This window comes from Trinickia sp. LjRoot230 (assembly GCF_964253315.1).
In the GTDB taxonomy this organism is placed as follows: domain Bacteria; phylum Pseudomonadota; class Gammaproteobacteria; order Burkholderiales; family Burkholderiaceae; genus Trinickia.
The window spans coordinates 227535-242358 of sequence record NZ_CAXUQX020000001.1 but is presented as its reverse complement, the minus strand read 5'-3'; the positions used below and the strand labels follow the sequence as shown (position 1 = coordinate 242358).

The 14824-nt window shown below is 59.4% G+C and carries 16 protein-coding genes and 1 tRNA gene; 5 read left to right on the top strand and 12 right to left on the bottom strand.

The features are described 5' to 3' along the window. The first annotated feature begins 61 nt into the window (after positions 1 to 61). Positions 62 to 841 carry a hypothetical protein gene (locus ACSQ20_RS01135; RefSeq protein ID WP_436016662.1) on the top strand — a complete coding sequence of 260 codons (780 nt, stop codon included), beginning with the start codon at positions 62 to 64 and terminating at the stop codon, positions 839 to 841. Here the strand turns inward: ACSQ20_RS01135 and ACSQ20_RS01130 are convergent. From ACSQ20_RS01130 to ACSQ20_RS01120, 3 genes are all read right to left on the bottom strand, one after another. Then, entirely contained in the window at positions 838 to 2493 is a 1656-nt protein-coding gene (locus tag ACSQ20_RS01130) for an N-6 DNA methylase (protein WP_436016660.1), read from the bottom strand. The two genes, ACSQ20_RS01135 and ACSQ20_RS01130, sit on opposite strands and share 4 nt — an antisense overlap. Next, positions 2490 to 2684: a hypothetical protein gene (locus tag ACSQ20_RS01125; RefSeq protein ID WP_436016658.1), complete on the bottom strand. Its 195-nt coding sequence runs from the start codon at positions 2682 to 2684 to the stop codon at positions 2490 to 2492. The genes ACSQ20_RS01130 and ACSQ20_RS01125 overlap by 4 nt, the downstream gene beginning before the upstream one ends. A 139-nt stretch (positions 2685 to 2823) precedes the next feature. After that, positions 2824 to 3147, bottom strand: a complete 324-nt coding sequence (locus tag ACSQ20_RS01120; protein WP_436016656.1) for a hypothetical protein — start codon at positions 3145 to 3147, stop codon at positions 2824 to 2826. Positions 3148 to 3177: 30 nt separating this feature from the next. Here ACSQ20_RS01120 and ACSQ20_RS01115 point away from each other — a divergent pair, with 30 nt between their 5' ends. Continuing rightward, complete coding sequence (locus ACSQ20_RS01115; protein ID WP_436016654.1) at positions 3178 to 4044, top strand: crotonase/enoyl-CoA hydratase family protein; 867 nt, start codon at positions 3178 to 3180, stop codon at positions 4042 to 4044. A 46-nt stretch (positions 4045 to 4090) separates the two neighbouring features. On the opposite strand, the gene pdeR is transcribed toward ACSQ20_RS01115, so the two are convergent. From pdeR to ACSQ20_RS01095, 4 genes are all read right to left on the bottom strand, one after another. Further along, positions 4091 to 6094, bottom strand: coding sequence for a cyclic di-GMP phosphodiesterase (gene pdeR / locus ACSQ20_RS01110; protein ID WP_436016652.1), 2004 nt, complete (start codon positions 6092 to 6094; stop codon positions 4091 to 4093). A gap of 144 nt (positions 6095 to 6238) precedes the next feature. After that, positions 6239 to 8014, bottom strand: a complete 1776-nt coding sequence (locus ACSQ20_RS01105) for a diguanylate cyclase domain-containing protein (RefSeq protein ID WP_436016650.1) — start codon at positions 8012 to 8014, stop codon at positions 6239 to 6241. Beyond that, positions 8011 to 9129, bottom strand: coding sequence for an extracellular solute-binding protein (locus ACSQ20_RS01100; RefSeq protein ID WP_436016648.1), 1119 nt, complete (start codon positions 9127 to 9129; stop codon positions 8011 to 8013). The genes ACSQ20_RS01105 and ACSQ20_RS01100 overlap by 4 nt, the downstream gene beginning before the upstream one ends. 533 nt (positions 9130 to 9662) lie before the next feature. Continuing rightward, complete coding sequence (locus tag ACSQ20_RS01095; protein ID WP_436016646.1) at positions 9663 to 10190, bottom strand: hypothetical protein; 528 nt, start codon at positions 10188 to 10190, stop codon at positions 9663 to 9665. A 328-nt stretch (positions 10191 to 10518) separates the two neighbouring features. Between ACSQ20_RS01095 and ACSQ20_RS01090 the strand changes: the two genes are divergently transcribed. Both ACSQ20_RS01090 and ACSQ20_RS01085 read left to right on the top strand, forming a co-directional pair. Next, a complete protein-coding gene (locus ACSQ20_RS01090) occupies positions 10519 to 10794 on the top strand; it encodes a type II toxin-antitoxin system RelE/ParE family toxin (protein WP_436022830.1) in 276 nt (91 codons plus the stop codon). Between the two features lie 13 nt (positions 10795 to 10807). Further along, complete coding sequence (locus ACSQ20_RS01085) at positions 10808 to 11101, top strand: HigA family addiction module antitoxin (protein WP_436022828.1); 294 nt, start codon at positions 10808 to 10810, stop codon at positions 11099 to 11101. 356 nt (positions 11102 to 11457) lie between these two features. On the opposite strand, the gene ACSQ20_RS01080 is transcribed toward ACSQ20_RS01085, so the two are convergent. The 5 genes from ACSQ20_RS01080 to ACSQ20_RS01060 all read right to left on the bottom strand — a co-directional run bounded on the left by ACSQ20_RS01080 (position 11458) and on the right by ACSQ20_RS01060 (position 13901). Then, positions 11458 to 11533: transfer RNA gene (locus ACSQ20_RS01080), tRNA-Ala, on the bottom strand. Between the two features lie 75 nt (positions 11534 to 11608). Then, entirely contained in the window at positions 11609 to 11974 is a 366-nt protein-coding gene (locus ACSQ20_RS01075; RefSeq protein WP_436016644.1) for a c-type cytochrome, read from the bottom strand. Next, a complete protein-coding gene (locus ACSQ20_RS01070) occupies positions 11971 to 12765 on the bottom strand; it encodes a BON domain-containing protein (protein WP_436016642.1) in 795 nt (264 codons plus the stop codon). The genes ACSQ20_RS01075 and ACSQ20_RS01070 overlap by 4 nt, the downstream gene beginning before the upstream one ends. A gap of 24 nt (positions 12766 to 12789) precedes the next feature. After that, positions 12790 to 13377: an SIS domain-containing protein gene (locus ACSQ20_RS01065; RefSeq protein ID WP_436016640.1), complete on the bottom strand. Its 588-nt coding sequence runs from the start codon at positions 13375 to 13377 to the stop codon at positions 12790 to 12792. An 83-nt stretch (positions 13378 to 13460) separates the two neighbouring features. Next, on the bottom strand, positions 13461 to 13901 hold the full coding sequence (locus tag ACSQ20_RS01060; protein WP_436022826.1) for a YraN family protein: 441 nt from the start codon (positions 13899 to 13901) through the stop codon (positions 13461 to 13463). 37 nt (positions 13902 to 13938) lie between these two features. Here ACSQ20_RS01060 and rsmI point away from each other — a divergent pair, with 37 nt between their 5' ends. Then, the gene (gene rsmI / locus ACSQ20_RS01055) at positions 13939 to 14817 is read left to right on the top strand and encodes a 16S rRNA (cytidine(1402)-2'-O)-methyltransferase (protein WP_436016638.1); all 879 of its coding nucleotides are present in this window, start codon (positions 13939 to 13941) and stop codon (positions 14815 to 14817) included. Positions 14818 to 14824: the final 7 nt, after the last annotated feature.

Below are 14824 nucleotides of genomic sequence, written 5' to 3'. Positions count from 1 at the left end.
GGTTCGAAGTGCCGCCCAAGCGCGTCTCATCGTCGGCAGCGCCAATCTCACGCTCGGCGGGTTGAACAACAACATCGAAGCCGGAATGATCCTTGGCTTCGACTTGATGGATCCAAAAGACAAGTCGGTCATCGATGAAATCGAGGCACAATTTTCGTCTTTACCGAAAGCGTACCCAGAGCATGTCGTAAAGATCGAATCGGACGACGAGCTTGGTGAGTTGCTGGCAAGTGGCCGTCTCGTCGACGAAATGGCGGTCATGCCCCCACGGCCAACAACCTCTATCGGCGAGTTCGGCGCCGCCGATACCGTTCCCCGCATCAAACTCAAGATCACGCCGCTTAAGCGCGCACTTTCAAAAGCAAAAGCGGCGCCGCAAAGCATCCAATCGCCCGAAGCGTCGGGCGTTGACTTGGAATTGGTTTGGGAGAGCAAGCCGCTTACCAGACGCGATCTCACGATACCCGACGGGAAAAAAACGAATGCGACAGGTTCGGTCAACCTCGATAAGGGCTTACTCCCCGAAGAGGTCGATCACCGACATTACTTTAGAGACGAGGTATTCCCACATCTGAAATGGGCAACCCGTTCGAAGACAGCTGACGAAGCCTTCGCAAAATTCCAACTCATTCGCAAAGGCATAAGCTGTGGAGAATTCGATCTAGCCATTCGCCACACGACGAGCACGACAAGCAAAGCGTACGAGCAGCGCAATGCAATGACGCGTCTTAGCTGGGGCACGATGCGCAGCTATATCGCCCAGCCAGATCTCATTGGCCGGACGATCGCGATCTACCGTGACAACGCCGACGCCACGCGGTTTGTATTGGAGATCGACTAGCTGTCGGTTTCCAACGGCTCGCTCGACGTCCGATGCCGACGGTCGCGCAGTTTGCGCCAGCCCTCCACCACGCACTGCTGTTTGGCGCGCGACATGCCCAACGCGCCCAACACCACCTTGCCTTGATTGACGAGCACCTGGTGCGTCGACGCCCCTCGGATCGCGGTATCCAAGCCCGTCAGGTCGATGTCAGCGCCAGCCGGAAGCGGAATCATCAGCCGCTCGATTTCGGAAGGAATCAGCTCGAGAACACCCCCACCGTAATGTCGCCCCTCCAGCTCGGCGCTCAATGCGGTAAGCGGATTAACAAAACAACCCACCAGTTGTTCTGCCGAAATCCCATCATGGGTGCGAATACGGTATGCAGTGTCAGTCGTATAGGCACCGATACGATTCAAAATAAGACGCGGCGTATCGTGAGAGCGCTTCAGCATGCCGATCTCAGTGGCATAAACCGATGGCACCGTGTACCAAGGCGATCGCACCCTGCACTTATAGCGGGTATGCAGCTTCTCGCTCTCGCCGGTTTTTATATAAGCCCGCGCCGTGGCGTCAATTTCCTTGATATCGCCGCGAAACCATAAGAAATTCGTCGGATTCCCTTTGGCTGCATTGACGGCGTGCTGGCGATCGTCATAAATGATCCCCGGACAATGCTCGCTGCGGCCAAACATCGGATGCGCCCATTGATCAAGCCCATAATTTTCGATCACCTCATCGGAAACAAGGAAAAACTTATTTGCCCCCGTGACGATACCGACATCCACATCCGCAACCATATCGAAACGGTGTACATCGCGATGCTCCGCAAGCTCGTCGAATAGCGAACGCGTTTCGAGGTCCAACAATGCACGCGTCCACTTTCCTTCCACGGTCTTACCGTTGATAGCCTGCGGCGCATCAAAGACGACGGACGGATTCAGACCCAAGAATTCACGCCCTCTTACCGGGTACATCCCAAGCCCTTCGATATTCTCCGCAGCATCTCGACGTTTTTCCGCGAGCAAGATCACTGCGCCCTGTAACGTCTCGCTGAACCAAAGCTCTTCCGGATCGACGATCACCAAGCGCCGGCATTCTCGCCCGAGATACGAGCGCAACGATTGCGCGTGCGTCACATGGATGATTTCGGCCGGCACCACCATGGCCAAGCGGCCACCAGGCCGAAGCAGTGCCATGCTCGCCAGAATAAAAGACACCCACGCATTCGTGTGCTTTGTGAAGCGCAGCGCCAGCTTGTCAAAAATTTGTTCGGCGCAAACCTGGAACGGCTCAGGTAAATATTGATATCGAACGAAGGGCGGATTGCCAACGATCGCGTCAAACCTCGCACCGTCATCATGCAAGTGATCGATGGCCCAACCGAGGAAGTCCTCCTGAATGATTTGCGCGGCCTTTAAGCCAACAGCGCCCGCGCGCTCGCGCGACTTGTGCGCCTCTTCCGGGTCGAGCTCGAAGCCAACAATGTTCGCTTTCTCAAATCCTTTGACCTGCGCAAGCGCTTCAAAAAAAACACCGTCTCCACAGCTTGGCTCCAAGATGTCCTTGGGTTTGCACTCCTTTATCCACTTCGAAATAAAAACAGCAAGATCAAGTGGTGTGTAATAGCCGCCCCGCAACTTTTGCTTGGTCTCGTTCTCAATAAAATTCATGATTTCGCTGTCTCTTTGCGTTTATCGATTCCAGGCAGACTGGGTTGCTGGCATTCATCAAGATATTGCTTCGCCGCACTGATGAACCAGTCTTTCAACGTGGAATTTTCGAATGCAAGAGCACTGTACAGGCGGCGTTTGAGATCAGGATCGATCTCTATCACCAGCCGCCCGGAGTTTCCTTTTGCCATCGCGTCGCATGTCGTCGGTATGTTCGGCATGTAACATAACATAAGCACGGCGACGCCTCCAGCGCCAAGGCATCCTCCATCGGCAGGACAGAGCGAAGAGCCGACGCACGCTCAATGTCCGGCCCGCTGCTCCAGTCGCTCAAACGCCCTTAACAGATTGCACAAATCGAGCGCACTCGATGACGGAAGCTTTGGCGTCGCCGCAACACGTTTCCCGTGGCATGCGATGAAGCGTCTCCTTTGCGCCGGGAATGCCGTTTTTAACGACGCAAACGATTGCCAATTCGACATGCACTCCAATCAAACGCGAATTACCCAATTTCCCGCCACATAAACATCGATGCGAATAGCGCGAGATGGTTTCCGGCCCCCCATATTTTTCTAGATTGCGTTCGGCTGATGCGCTACGGCGCGCAAAAATGGCGATGCCCAAAGGCACATCCGCCCGAAAGGGCCATTCCATTTCAAGCCATACACGCAAAAGGGAAATATCATGCAATTCGACGTCAGCTTTGCCTGCCGGCCTTTCCACGAAGCCGGTGAACTGAGCCAACTCACCGCCTATTACGAAGAGGGCCGACGCGTCATGTGGATGATGCTGCGTTCCGAGCCGCGACCATGTTTCAACCAGCAACTGGTATCGGACATCATTCACTTGGCTCGCACGGCCCGCGAGTCCGGGCTGAAATTCGATTTCTGGGTGACGGGTTCGCAGGTCCCCGCGATTTTCAATGTGGGCGGCGACCTCAGTTTCTTTGTCGATGCCATACGCAAACGGGAACGCGACAAACTGATGGCCTATGCCCGCTCGTGCATCGATGGGGTCTGGGAAATCTATAACGGTTTCGGCACGGGCGCGATAACCATTGCAATGATCGAGGGTAGCGCGTTAGGCGGCGGCTTCGAGGCCGCGCTGTCTCATCATTACGTGCTCGCGCAAAAAGGTGCACGACTCGGGTTTCCCGAGATCGCATTCAATTTGTTCCCGGGCATGGGCGGCTACTCGCTCGTTGCACGTAAATCGAACATGCGCGTGGCGGAAACGCTGATCAGCACGGGAGAATCGTATAGCGCCGAATGGCATCAAGAGCGATCGCTCGTGGATGGTGTTTTCGAGCCCGGCGAGGCGTTGTTGGCGACGCGGACGTTCATCGACGTAATGCGCCCAAAGCTCAACGGCGTGCGTGCGATGCTCCGAGCCCGTCAACGGGTGCTGCCGCTCTCGCGTGCAGAACTGATGGAGATCACGGAAGACTGGGTGCACTCCGCGTTCACGCTCGAAGAAAAGGACATCGCATTCATGGAACGGCTCGTCGTGCTGCAAGACCGGCGAGTGTCGAAGTTGAGGGCGGTATCGTAAACGCTGGTGCAGAACGGATCGGCCACCGCCGATCCGTTCGGGGAGCTCAGGCAATGAGCCTGAGCTTCTTTTTATCGGAGCACCAGGCTTCGAATGTCTCAGGAGCCATCGGCCGCGCGTACAGATATCCTTGCGCGTAGTCGACGCCAATGTCCTTGAGAAATTGCGCCTCGCGCTCCGTTTCAACGCCCTCGGCGACGATCGAGAATCCAAAGGCTCGTGCAAGACTGACGACGGAGCGCACCAGCGACTGCGATTGGAAATTCTGATCGATTCCGGTGATAAAGCTCCGGTCCAGTTTGATTGCGTCGATCGGCAGTCTGGTCAGTTGCGACAGCGACGAATAGCCAGTACCGAAATCGTCAAGCAGGATGCGCGCGCCCAATTGCTTGAATTGCTTCATCAGGTCGATTGCCGCTTTCTCGTCCTCTATGAAGCAGCTTTCGGTCAACTCGATGTCGACAAAGCTGCCCGCCGCGCCAGCTTGCTCGACGATGCGGCGAAATTGATCGATGATGCCCGTATCGTTGAGCTGCCTCGCCGATACGTTGACAGAAACCCGTAAGTTGATCCCGTTTGCACGCCATTGCGCGACCTGTGTGGCCGCTTCCTGCATCAACCATCGACCGATGGGGATGATCAAACCCGACTCCTCGGTGAACTGAATGAATTCGGACGGCGCAACCAGCCCGCGGCTTCGTGATTGCCAGCGAATCAGCGCCTCGGCGCTAGAGAGCTGCCCCGTGCAAAAATTGATCAACGGCTGGTAATGAAGAACGAATTGCTTCTGTTCTATCGCTTTCCTTAATTCCGTATCGAGCCAAATGTAATTGGCGACTTTTTGATTCATTTCCGGCGAAAAGACGCGATAGGTATGCTTGCCTGCCTCCTTCGCCACATACATCGCCGTATCGGCGTAGGAGACGAGCGTCTCGAGCGTATCGCCGTGTTGAGGATAGAGCGCAATGCCGATCGAACAGTTGGTGTACACGTCCACCAAATCCAAATGGATCGGCGCGCGCAAACGGTCGATGATCGTTTGAGAAAGTGTCTCGAGCAACTCTTGCGTACACGGGTCGACCAAAATCAGGAATTCGTCACCGCCGAGGCGAGCCACTGTCGCGCCTTCCGGCAGACACGCGCCGATGATTTCGGAGACGCGCTTGATCAGCCGATCGCCATTAACGTGCCCGTAGTGGTCGTTGACGCGCTTGAAGTTGTCGAGGTCGAGAAACGCGATGCCGACAGTATGCGAGGCATCGCCGCTCGCGCTCTCGAGCGCCGACTGTATTTTTGCGTTGATGGCATAACGGTTCATCAGGCCCGTCAGCACATCCGTCGAGGCCAACTCTTTTAGGCGCTGCTGTGCGGCACGCTCATCGGTAATGTCCGTGCCGGAGCAGATGATGAATTCTTCCTCAATGCCGCTGCCGCTATGAACGAACTTATTGCGAAACTGGAAGAGCCGTGGGCCTTTGACCGTGTTGATGACGCGCTCGACTTCGAACGACAGCCGGTTCGCAAAAAAATGCGCAATATTGGTGCGTGACTGCTCGCCTTGATCAGGCGTCATGAATAACTCAAATGCGCTTTTGCCGATGACATCGACTTCGCGCATGCCCGTGACTTCTTCGCACATCCGGTTAAAGCGCTGCACGATGCCGGTACGGTCGAGGATCACGACGAGCGAGTTGACCTCCGAGACGACGTGCTCCGCCGCCGCGAGACCATTCGACAACACTTCCGCAACAGAGACGGCATCGGCATAGTCCGAAGCCGTCCCGGCCCATTCGACGGCATTGATCTTTTTGCCAATGAGGTGGAGCGTGAGCGCACTGCCATAGAGCGAAACGTCGAGCAGCAGGTGCGAAGTCACGCCTGTCAGGCTACGGATTTGTGCGGCCTGCGCTGCAGTGAGCGCAATGCTGATATTGGTCAAGCCACGCACCGCAGCTAATTCGAACGCATTGCTGTCGCTGCCGAGGCGCCAGCACGGGTTTTTCGTTCCTAGAAGGACTTCGAGCACCGCATCGTCATTTTCATCAAACATAAGCCCGCCCCGATCAACAAGCACTCAATAGCATGCATATCATAAACATATAAGTGGTGCTTTAAGGTGACACAATTGCCATTAACAATAACGAAGCCTGTTTCGTCAATAGTGTCAAAAGGTGCCGCTTTGCGCCGCCCCGCGCTATTGCTGCGCAAGCAGGCTCGCTTGGCCGCATGCGGGGGACGTATCGTTCGCCGCAAGCTCCTGATAGCGAACATAGCGGCGCAGGTTCGATGTCTTCGCGGCGTACATCGCGGTGTCGGCCTTCGCCAGCAATTCGTCGGCATGGCTGCCATCCACCGGAAACTCGCTAATGCCGATGCTCGCGCCCACCGATACGCGATGCGGGCCGATCGCCACGGTGTCGTCCATCGCCGCCAGGACGCGGTCTGCAATATCGCCAATAGCCTCGGGCGATTGCACGCCCGGCACGAGCATGATGAATTCATCGCCGCCGAGCCGAGCCACCGCTTCGTTACTGCGCAGCACGGCGCTCAAGCGTTGCGCGATGACCACAAGCGTTTGGTCGCCGGCGGAATGCCCGAGCTGATCGTTGATTTGCTTGAAGCGATCGAGGTCAACGAACATCACGGCCAGCGTGTCGCCGGTCAGCGACGCATGGCGGATCGACGCCTCGAGCCGCTCCATGAACTGCAGCCGGTTCGGCAAGCCGGTCAACGTATCGTGCCCGGCGAGATGGGTCAGCGCCTGTTGCTTCGCGCGCAGCGCCTTCATTTGTGAGTGGATCTCGGTGCGCATGATGTCGAAGCAGCGCGCGAGCACACCAATTTCGTCCGAGCGGGAAACCGGCAGCCGCCGGGCGGCCGGATCGTCGAATACGTGCTCCGCCGCATAAGCAAGCGTGCGCAGCGGGCGAGCCAGCGCGCGCGCGAACAGCGCCCCGAGCACAATCGCGACGGTGCTTGAAATCAGCACCATCCGGACGATTTGCTCCCCGAGCGCATTCGCGGACGCCAACACATTCGCGAGCGGCCGTGCGAGGCCGAGCACGACGAAGCGGTTGCCGTCGACGAGGCCGAACGGCGAGCGCACAAACGCAAAGACCTGGGCCGGCGCGTGATCCGGATGCGCAAGCCCGTCGAACGTCAGGCTCGTGCCGCCGACGTGCTCGAATAGCGGCAGGGTCGCGGGGAAGCTGTTGTGCATCAGTACGCGCCGCCCGCGTACGAAGCCGAACGTCTGGGCCGGATCGGGATGAACGAGAAAATCGCCCCACTCGTTCGCCATGTAGACCAGATAGTCGGCCGGCAAATCGCGTTCGAGCCGCTTAAACACCTGTGTCAGATCGACATCGATGACGAGCACGCCCACCTTGTTCCCGCTTGCGTCCGCGATGGGCGACGCGATTCGCACGGTCGGCCTGCCCGAGTCGGCGTTCGGAACACGGCCCGGCTCCAGGCTGATTGGCGACACGTAGACGTGGCCGGCCATCGTCGCAAGCGTATCGAACACATACGGAGCGTGACCTTTTTCCTGCAACTCGTTGTCAGGCGCGATGACGATGCCGTGCGCGTTGCGATCGGTGCGAATGCGTTCAGCGCCGTAGTTCGCCCGTGTGATGAGGCGGATTTGCAGGTACTCGGGGTGATGCGTCATGAAGCGCTGAAACACCTTTGCGAGCCTTACACGGCCCGCCTGCGAAGTGTCGCCGCCTTGTGCGACCGCCGCTGACGAGGGCAGGGTTGCGAGCACGAGAACATCGTCCGCGACATCGCCGAGCGCGGCAATGAAGCGCTGGCTCAGCAGTTGGGTCGAAGTCAGCAAGCTTTGCTCCGCCTCTCGCATCAGCATCGTGCGGTTGGCCCGATACGCGTAATAGCCGGTCGCGCCGGACGCGGCGACGCCGATGCACACGAGCAGAATCGAGAGCCTGGAGGTTAGGCCGAGTTTGATCATTTCGGAAAGCTCCCCAACCGGTCGCCGGCTTCGATCCGATGCCATTGCGCTTCGCGCTGGCCGATGCTTTCGACCTGCTCGATCCAGACGAGATGCCGATCCGCGCGCGATTCCTCGCCGGGCGCAGGCGTCACCGTATTCGCGAGGCCCTGGCGATGCGTGAGGAGCGCACCGACGGAGGGTTCGAGCATGTAGTCGATCCACGCATAGGCGAGCGCCTGATTGCCGACGCCGCGCGTAATGGCCCAGCAATCGAGCCAAGCGAGCGCGCCCTCGTCGGGAATCACGTAGCCAACGTCCGCGCCGGCGCGGCGCAACAGCTCGACTTGCTGCGTGCCGTAGTTGCCGAACATCAATGCCGCATGGTGCCGAATGAAGAGCGCAGTCGCCTCTTCGGGCAGCGTGTAGTACGTCAGCAGGTTGCGCCGCAAATCGACAAGCTTGCGTGCGACGGTTCGCATTTGGCTCGGCGACAGATGAAACGGATCGGGATAGCCGAGCGCCAGCGCCGCAAACGAGAAATTGTGTTGCGCGCTGTTGAAGTCGAGCACCTTGCCGCGGTAGCGCGAATCCCATAGCGCGAGCATCGAGCGGGGGGCAGTGGCGAGTTGTTTGCGGTCGTAGATGAGCCCCATCGACGAATAGGTAAACGGAATCGCGTAAGCGTTGTCCCCTTCGACGAGCCCACTGATGTCGGTCAGCCGCTGGAAATTTGCCCGCTGCCGCTTGCGGTTCGGAACGCGCGATAGGTCCAACGGCACGAGCAGGCCATCGCGCGCATAACGCTGGATCTCGGCCGTGTTGGCCGCCAACACGTCGAACGGCGGTGGTGTGGCGCTGTGCATGCGAGCCCATAACGCTTCGTCCGAGTCAACGAACGTGACCTCGACTTTGGCCTGGAAGCGCTTTTCGAAGGCGGCGACCACATCGTCATCGGCGTAGCCCGGCCAGGCGAGGACGCGCAAAACGGCGTGGCGAGGGGAACCAGAATCGGCCAGCGTGGGCGAGCATATGAAACAGAGCGAAAGAAGCGCAACGATTACGGGCGTGGCGAAGCCTCCCGCTTGAATGCGGGCATTCAATCCCCTGATGAATAGATGAACGACCGAATACATGCATTGGCCCCGTGCCCAATGGACTTATTTAATTAATGCTGCATGCCGATGCGGCAACTCACACACGCTTTTTTGCGACGAGGTGAAGGCTGGAGGTCATCGGTCGATCCCGCAAACGGAGGGAGATCGGAGACTGGGCTCTCACGGCGAATCTTATCGAAAACTCGTGCCGTGTCCCAGAAATAGCTTTGGGGAAACGTCCGATGTTTGGATCAGAGACGCGCCGGATGATGTGCGTCGTGCGTTGCGTGTGCGCGATAAGACTCCGTTCAAGCCCGTGAGCTTTGAATGATTCTGCTCGATACAAAATTTGCTGTGGCAGCTCGCGATACGAGTCCGTTCGAGGCGGTGAACCTCGATGTCATCAACCCTTGGGAAGAAGGGTGATTGACGATGGCGCTTCGGCCCTTCGGTCGATACTGTTATGGCACGGAGGGCACCCGCGTCTGGGATGGGCGTGGAATATGCGAAGGGGCCCGTCGGGCGCATCAGGGCCGACGCCCCGGAGCGTCCCTCGACCGGGCGGCAACCGTTCATCTGGCCAATTGGTCAGCTCGCTCGCGGGCCCCGAGACTGTATTCGATCAATGCGATCGCACGGTCCATTTCCTCGGTTAGCCCGTAGCTCAGCAGATTGAGGAAGTGGAAGGCCGGCACCAGCAGCGCCAACTCTCGAATCCAGACATCGAGGTGGGACCACGTCGGGATCATGAGCATCGCGAAGGCAACAAGCGCCGGAAAGAATCCCATTTTGTCCAAGGCGCCCGCCAACATCATCCCGCGTTTCTCGAACGCGAGCCGCCGATGACGGTAATGAGCGAGCACGTATTCGACCGCCTCGCGCTCGCACTCCATCAGCTCGATTACCAAAGGCAAGTCCAGCCTCATGTCGTCGGTCAGAGATTCGAGTACCGGCGCGAATGGCGTCCGATAGAGCGTACGGAAGAACGGCAGGGATAGTACGACCGGCGATATGAGCGTCGCAAGTCCCAGCAGCGTGACAAGCAGGCTCAGCGCAAGAACCGTTTCGACGAGCGGGTGGCTGTCGAACACCCTGCTCAAGAAGGCAAGCACCAAGCATTCGGCAAGACCGATGAAGGCTAACGCCCGAACTGCCTTTTCCGCGTTTTCAACGCGCGCTACCCAAACGCTTTTGGGTCGTTCAGGGCGCTTACGCGTGGTAAGCCGCCCAACAATCTCCCTAACGTTGTCGATATCCAACCGGCGGATTGACGGAGGGACACGCTGATCCATGAGAGCTCCTTTTTAAAAATCGGGAATCTGTTTCTCGTGGTTGACGGCCGCTGCAATGCAGCGCAAACAGTGCATGAAAAGTCATCCGTCATGAAATTGACGCGCGTATCGGCACGCGCCACACTATCGCCATGAGATAATCAGCTTCCGTCACAATGGGCCGAAAACCCTTTACCGCACTGGGTCGACGCGCGGCGTTCAAGCAGCACATGGCTCCAAGCTGAACCGCATCTTGGCCGCACTTGACGCGGCGGCTAGCCCTGATGAACTGAACCATCCCAGCTACAAGCTACACGCCCTCAAAGGTGACTTAAAAGGCTTCTGGTCAATATGGGTCAATGGCAATTGGCGCATCACGTTCCGGTTTGTCGGCCCCGACGTGGAGTTAGTTGATTACCAGGACTACCACTAAGGAATACGCCATGATGAAGCACCATCCCCATCCCGGCGAGCTGCTGCGCGAGGACGTGCTTGCGCCGCTTGGCATCGAAGTCACTGATGCGGCTCGACGACTCGGCATGTCGCGCACGTCGCTGTCTCGGGTTATCAATGGGCATGCCGGTATCCGCCCCGACCTTGCGGTGCGTTTGGAGCGCGCCGGGGTAAGTACCGCACGTTTTTGGATGACCTTGCAGGCAAACTACGAGCTCAGCCTCGCCGAGCAACGCGAGCAACCCAAGGTCTTGCCGCTTCAAAACGGTACCGCACTCGGACAATAACGAACCTCGGAAAACATATGTGGACCGGACTCCGTATTCGATGGGTGTGCTTTTGGCGAAATCACGTGTGGGCCAGCGTTGAGCGTTACATCGGCCACGACATCGGCTGGAACGAGGACCGATGCCGGCGTTGCAGCAAGAGCAACAGGTGGGTCGGATAGAAGAACAAGCACGGGGAGCGAAAGGAGGCGAGCTACAAGGACACGCCGATGTTCGTGAAGCAGCAGCACGCTATCGCTGCGAAGACCTACCTCCTGGATCGCGAACGCAAGAGAATTGAACGGGGCACCCGTTGCGAGCGACGCGAAGCTACCAAATAAAAAGGGCCTAGCCATCGGCTAAGCCCTTTATTCCGTTGGTGGAGCGGATGAGGATCGAACTCACGACCTTCGCATTGCGAACGCGACGCTCTCCCAGCTGAGCTACCGCCCCAACGAAGCCAAAATTGTAGCATGGCTGATGCTGTTGACAAGCGCCACGGCGCGTCGGCCAAAGCCGACGAAGCCGCTATTTATCCGGAGCGCCGGCCAGCACCCACTTCACGACTTTATCGATGTCGTCATCGGTCATCCGTGGATGCGACGGCATCGGAATGACGCCCCACACCCCCGAACCGCCATCACGCACCTTCGTCGAGAGCTTGCCGAGCGCTTGTGCATCGCCCTTGTATTTCGCCGCCACCTGCCGAAACGACGGCCCAACGAGCTTACGATCCACCGTATGGCAGCCGAGACACGCGTTGCTTCGTGCGATAACGAATCCGTCCGGCTGCTGGGCCGCGGCAGCGGACACCGCTGCCAGCGATATCGGTACTGCCGCCGCGGCGGCGGCCATCATCCTGATGCTCAACATCGCCCGCACGCGAGCCGTCATTGGCTACGCTTCGCATTGCCCGGACGAACCTGCGTCGAATCCAATACGGGCGCCGGCGCCTGCTGCCCAAGCGGCTGAGCGCTGATCGACGAAGATGGCACCGCGCCCACCGTAGGCTCCGCCGCCGGTTGAGCCGAACTGGGCGCGTTCGCGGCCGCGCCGGCCGTCGCCGATACGGCCTGCGCTTCTTCCGGCTTGATGTACTGGAACACCTTCACGACCTTGACCACGCCCGGCACGCGGCTCGCCACATCGGCACCACGGTTGCCTTCGTCTTGCGTCACGAGCCCCATCAAATACAGATTGCCGCGCTCGCTCACCACCTTGAAGTCGTTCGCCGAAATGCCCTTTTCAGCCACCAGTTCGCTCTTCACACGCGCGACGAGATAGGAGTCGTTAGCGCGCGTCGAAAACGAACTCTTCGGCTCGACCGATAGCTCGTTGATGACGGAGTCGACGTTGTTGATGCCCTTGACGATCGCTTCCGCGCGCTGTTTCGCGGCCTCGTCGGGTACCTCGCCGGTCAACAGCACCCGGCGATTGAATACCGTCACGTCGACATGGGCCGTATCGGGAAACTCATTCGCAATCTGCGAATAAGCTTTCACCTGAATCTCACGATCCTCAGTCTGCGTGCCGAGCGTGCGGCGGTCGGTGGCCATCAGCGCCCCACCGCCGGCTGCCCCCGCCACGGCCAGCACGCACCCCTGCAAGGTCACGGCCAACGACGCAGCCAATCCCGCCGCGAGCATGGCTCGCACAAGCGTCTTCGCGACGCGATTTGCGTTCATCAATGAGTTCCCCTTTTCCGAAGGTCAGTCTTCCCCGAGCAACATCACATCGATGCCGTCGCACAGGCAGTGAATAATCAGCACATGCAGTTCGCGGATGCGCGCCACCCGCTCGGACGGCACGCAAATGTGAATATCGGTGTCGGCGAGCGCGCCGCTAATCCGGCTCGCAACACCCCCCGTCAGCGCCACCACAAACATCTCGCGCTCGTGCGCCTCGACGATCGCTGCCAGCACGTTAGCGGAATCGCCCGTCGCAGTCACGACCAAAAGCAGATCGCCCGCATGGCCGTGCGCACGCACTTGCTTTGCATAGGCGGAATCGAGCCCGCCATCTTCGGCTAACGCAGCCAACACCGATGCATCGGCGCTCAGTGCGAGCGCCGGCAAACCCGGCCGTTCACGTTCAAACCGAGCGCTCAAGTACGCTGCGAAACGCTGGGCATCGGCTGCCGACGCGCCCTTGCCGCACGCAAGGATCTTGTTGCCGTTCGCAAGCGCACCAAATACGGTGTCGATGGCCGCGGCAATGGGCATCGACAGCACATCCATCGCATCGAGCTGAAGGGCCGCGCTATCGCGAAAATGCTGTTGAATACGTTCGACTGACATCGCCTCTCTATATTGGCAGCGCCCCGCATGCTGAGCGCCGTTGCATCAGCGCGCCAGTTTACCGTACTCGCCGCACGAACCGGCTATACGCCGTCCGCACGGAACGCATCGCGCAGCCACAGCACGCGCTTGCCGTCAAACGCAACGACATCGAAACGGCAAGCGCTGGTCGAATCGTTGCGCGCCATCAGAAAAGACTCCGCAGCAAGCACGAGGCGCCGCTGCTTCTCGCGACCGACGCTTGCCGCGGCACCGCCATAACGATTGCCCGCGCGCGCACGCACTTCGACAAACACGAGCACGCCATCGACCTCGCGCATGACGAGGTCGATCTCCCCGCCGCGGCACGCCACGTTGCGCGCGACAAGCTCGAGCCTTCGCCGCCGCAGGTAATCGAGCGCAACCGCTTCGAATTCGCTCCCGCGCCGTTTCGACCCGCCGCGCGAGCGAAAGTTGTCCACACCGCGCTCGCGCTCACATTCGCGTTGATCCGCCGCCCGCCCGTTTCGAGGCGCATGGCACAATGGCGCCCTCGCCTCGCTCGTCAGCGCCCTTCGTTTCATGTCCGACCTCCTCGACCTCGCGCAACATCAGCATTACCCGGCAGCGGCGCTTTATATCGTGGCAACGCCAATCGGCAACGCCGCCGACATCACGCTGCGCGCGCTGCACTTGCTCGGCCTCGCCGAGCGCATCGCGGCGGAAGACACGCGCAACACCGGCCAACTATTGAGCCGTTACGGCATCGACAAGCCGCTGATCCCGGTTCACGAGCACAACGAACGCACCGCGGCGCAACGCATCGTCGAGTATCTGCATGCGGGCGAACGCGTTGCGTATGTCTCGGACGCAGGCACACCCGGCATTTCGGACCCCGGTGCGAAGCTCGTCGACGCCGTACGCGAAGCAGGCTTCACCATCGTTCCGCTGCCCGGCGCAAGCGCGATCACGACGGCGCTATCGGTTACCGGCGATTGGGCTCCAACCTGCACGTTCCTGGGCTTCTTGCCGAGCAAAGCGAAGCAGCGTGCAGCCTCCTTGCAGCGGCTCGCCACGCACCCTCATGCAATGGTTTTCTATGAGGCACCACATCGCATTGTCGATACGGTGCAAGCGCTCGCCGACGCGTTCGGCGGCGCGCGCCGACTTTTCATCGCACGCGAGCTGACAAAATTACACGAGGCGCTCAAGAGCTGCACCTTGGCCGAAGGGCCAACGTGGCTGAAGGAGGACGCAAACCGGCAACGCGGCGAGTTCGTGCTCGTCGTGGAAGGCGCGCCGCTTGCGCCGGCCGATACCGACGCGCAGACGCACGATGCGTTGATCGCCATGCTGCTCGAGGAAATGTCGGTGAGTGCGGCCGCGCGAATCGCTGCGTCGATTACCGGCGCCTCGCGCCACGCGCTCTATGAACGAGCATTGGCGCTCAAAAACGACTGAAGGGCCC

Excerpts from the sequence above, each read along its gene's own strand:
- pdeR (WP_436016652.1), bottom strand. The coding sequence starts at position 6,094 with ATGTTTGATGAAAATGACGATGCGGTGCTCGAAGTCCTTCTAGGAACG.
- ACSQ20_RS01085 (WP_436022828.1), top strand. The coding sequence starts at position 10,808 with ATGAAGCACCATCCCCATCCCGGCGAGCTGCTGCGCGAGGACGTGCTT.
- ACSQ20_RS01125 (WP_436016658.1), bottom strand. The coding sequence starts at position 2,684 with ATGGCAAAAGGAAACTCCGGGCGGCTGGTGATAGAGATCGATCCTGAT.
- ACSQ20_RS01130 (WP_436016660.1), bottom strand. The coding sequence starts at position 2,493 with ATGAATTTTATTGAGAACGAGACCAAGCAAAAGTTGCGGGGCGGCTAT.
- ACSQ20_RS01100 (WP_436016648.1), bottom strand. The coding sequence starts at position 9,129 with ATGTATTCGGTCGTTCATCTATTCATCAGGGGATTGAATGCCCGCATT.
- ACSQ20_RS01070 (WP_436016642.1), bottom strand. The coding sequence starts at position 12,765 with ATGAACGCAAATCGCGTCGCGAAGACGCTTGTGCGAGCCATGCTCGCG.
- ACSQ20_RS01120 (WP_436016656.1), bottom strand. The coding sequence starts at position 3,147 with ATGGAATGGCCCTTTCGGGCGGATGTGCCTTTGGGCATCGCCATTTTT.
- ACSQ20_RS01075 (WP_436016644.1), bottom strand. The coding sequence starts at position 11,974 with ATGACGGCTCGCGTGCGGGCGATGTTGAGCATCAGGATGATGGCCGCC.
- rsmI (WP_436016638.1), top strand. The coding sequence starts at position 13,939 with ATGTCCGACCTCCTCGACCTCGCGCAACATCAGCATTACCCGGCAGCG.
- ACSQ20_RS01065 (WP_436016640.1), bottom strand. The coding sequence starts at position 13,377 with ATGTCAGTCGAACGTATTCAACAGCATTTTCGCGATAGCGCGGCCCTT.
- ACSQ20_RS01115 (WP_436016654.1), top strand. The coding sequence starts at position 3,178 with ATGCAATTCGACGTCAGCTTTGCCTGCCGGCCTTTCCACGAAGCCGGT.
- ACSQ20_RS01105 (WP_436016650.1), bottom strand. The coding sequence starts at position 8,014 with ATGATCAAACTCGGCCTAACCTCCAGGCTCTCGATTCTGCTCGTGTGC.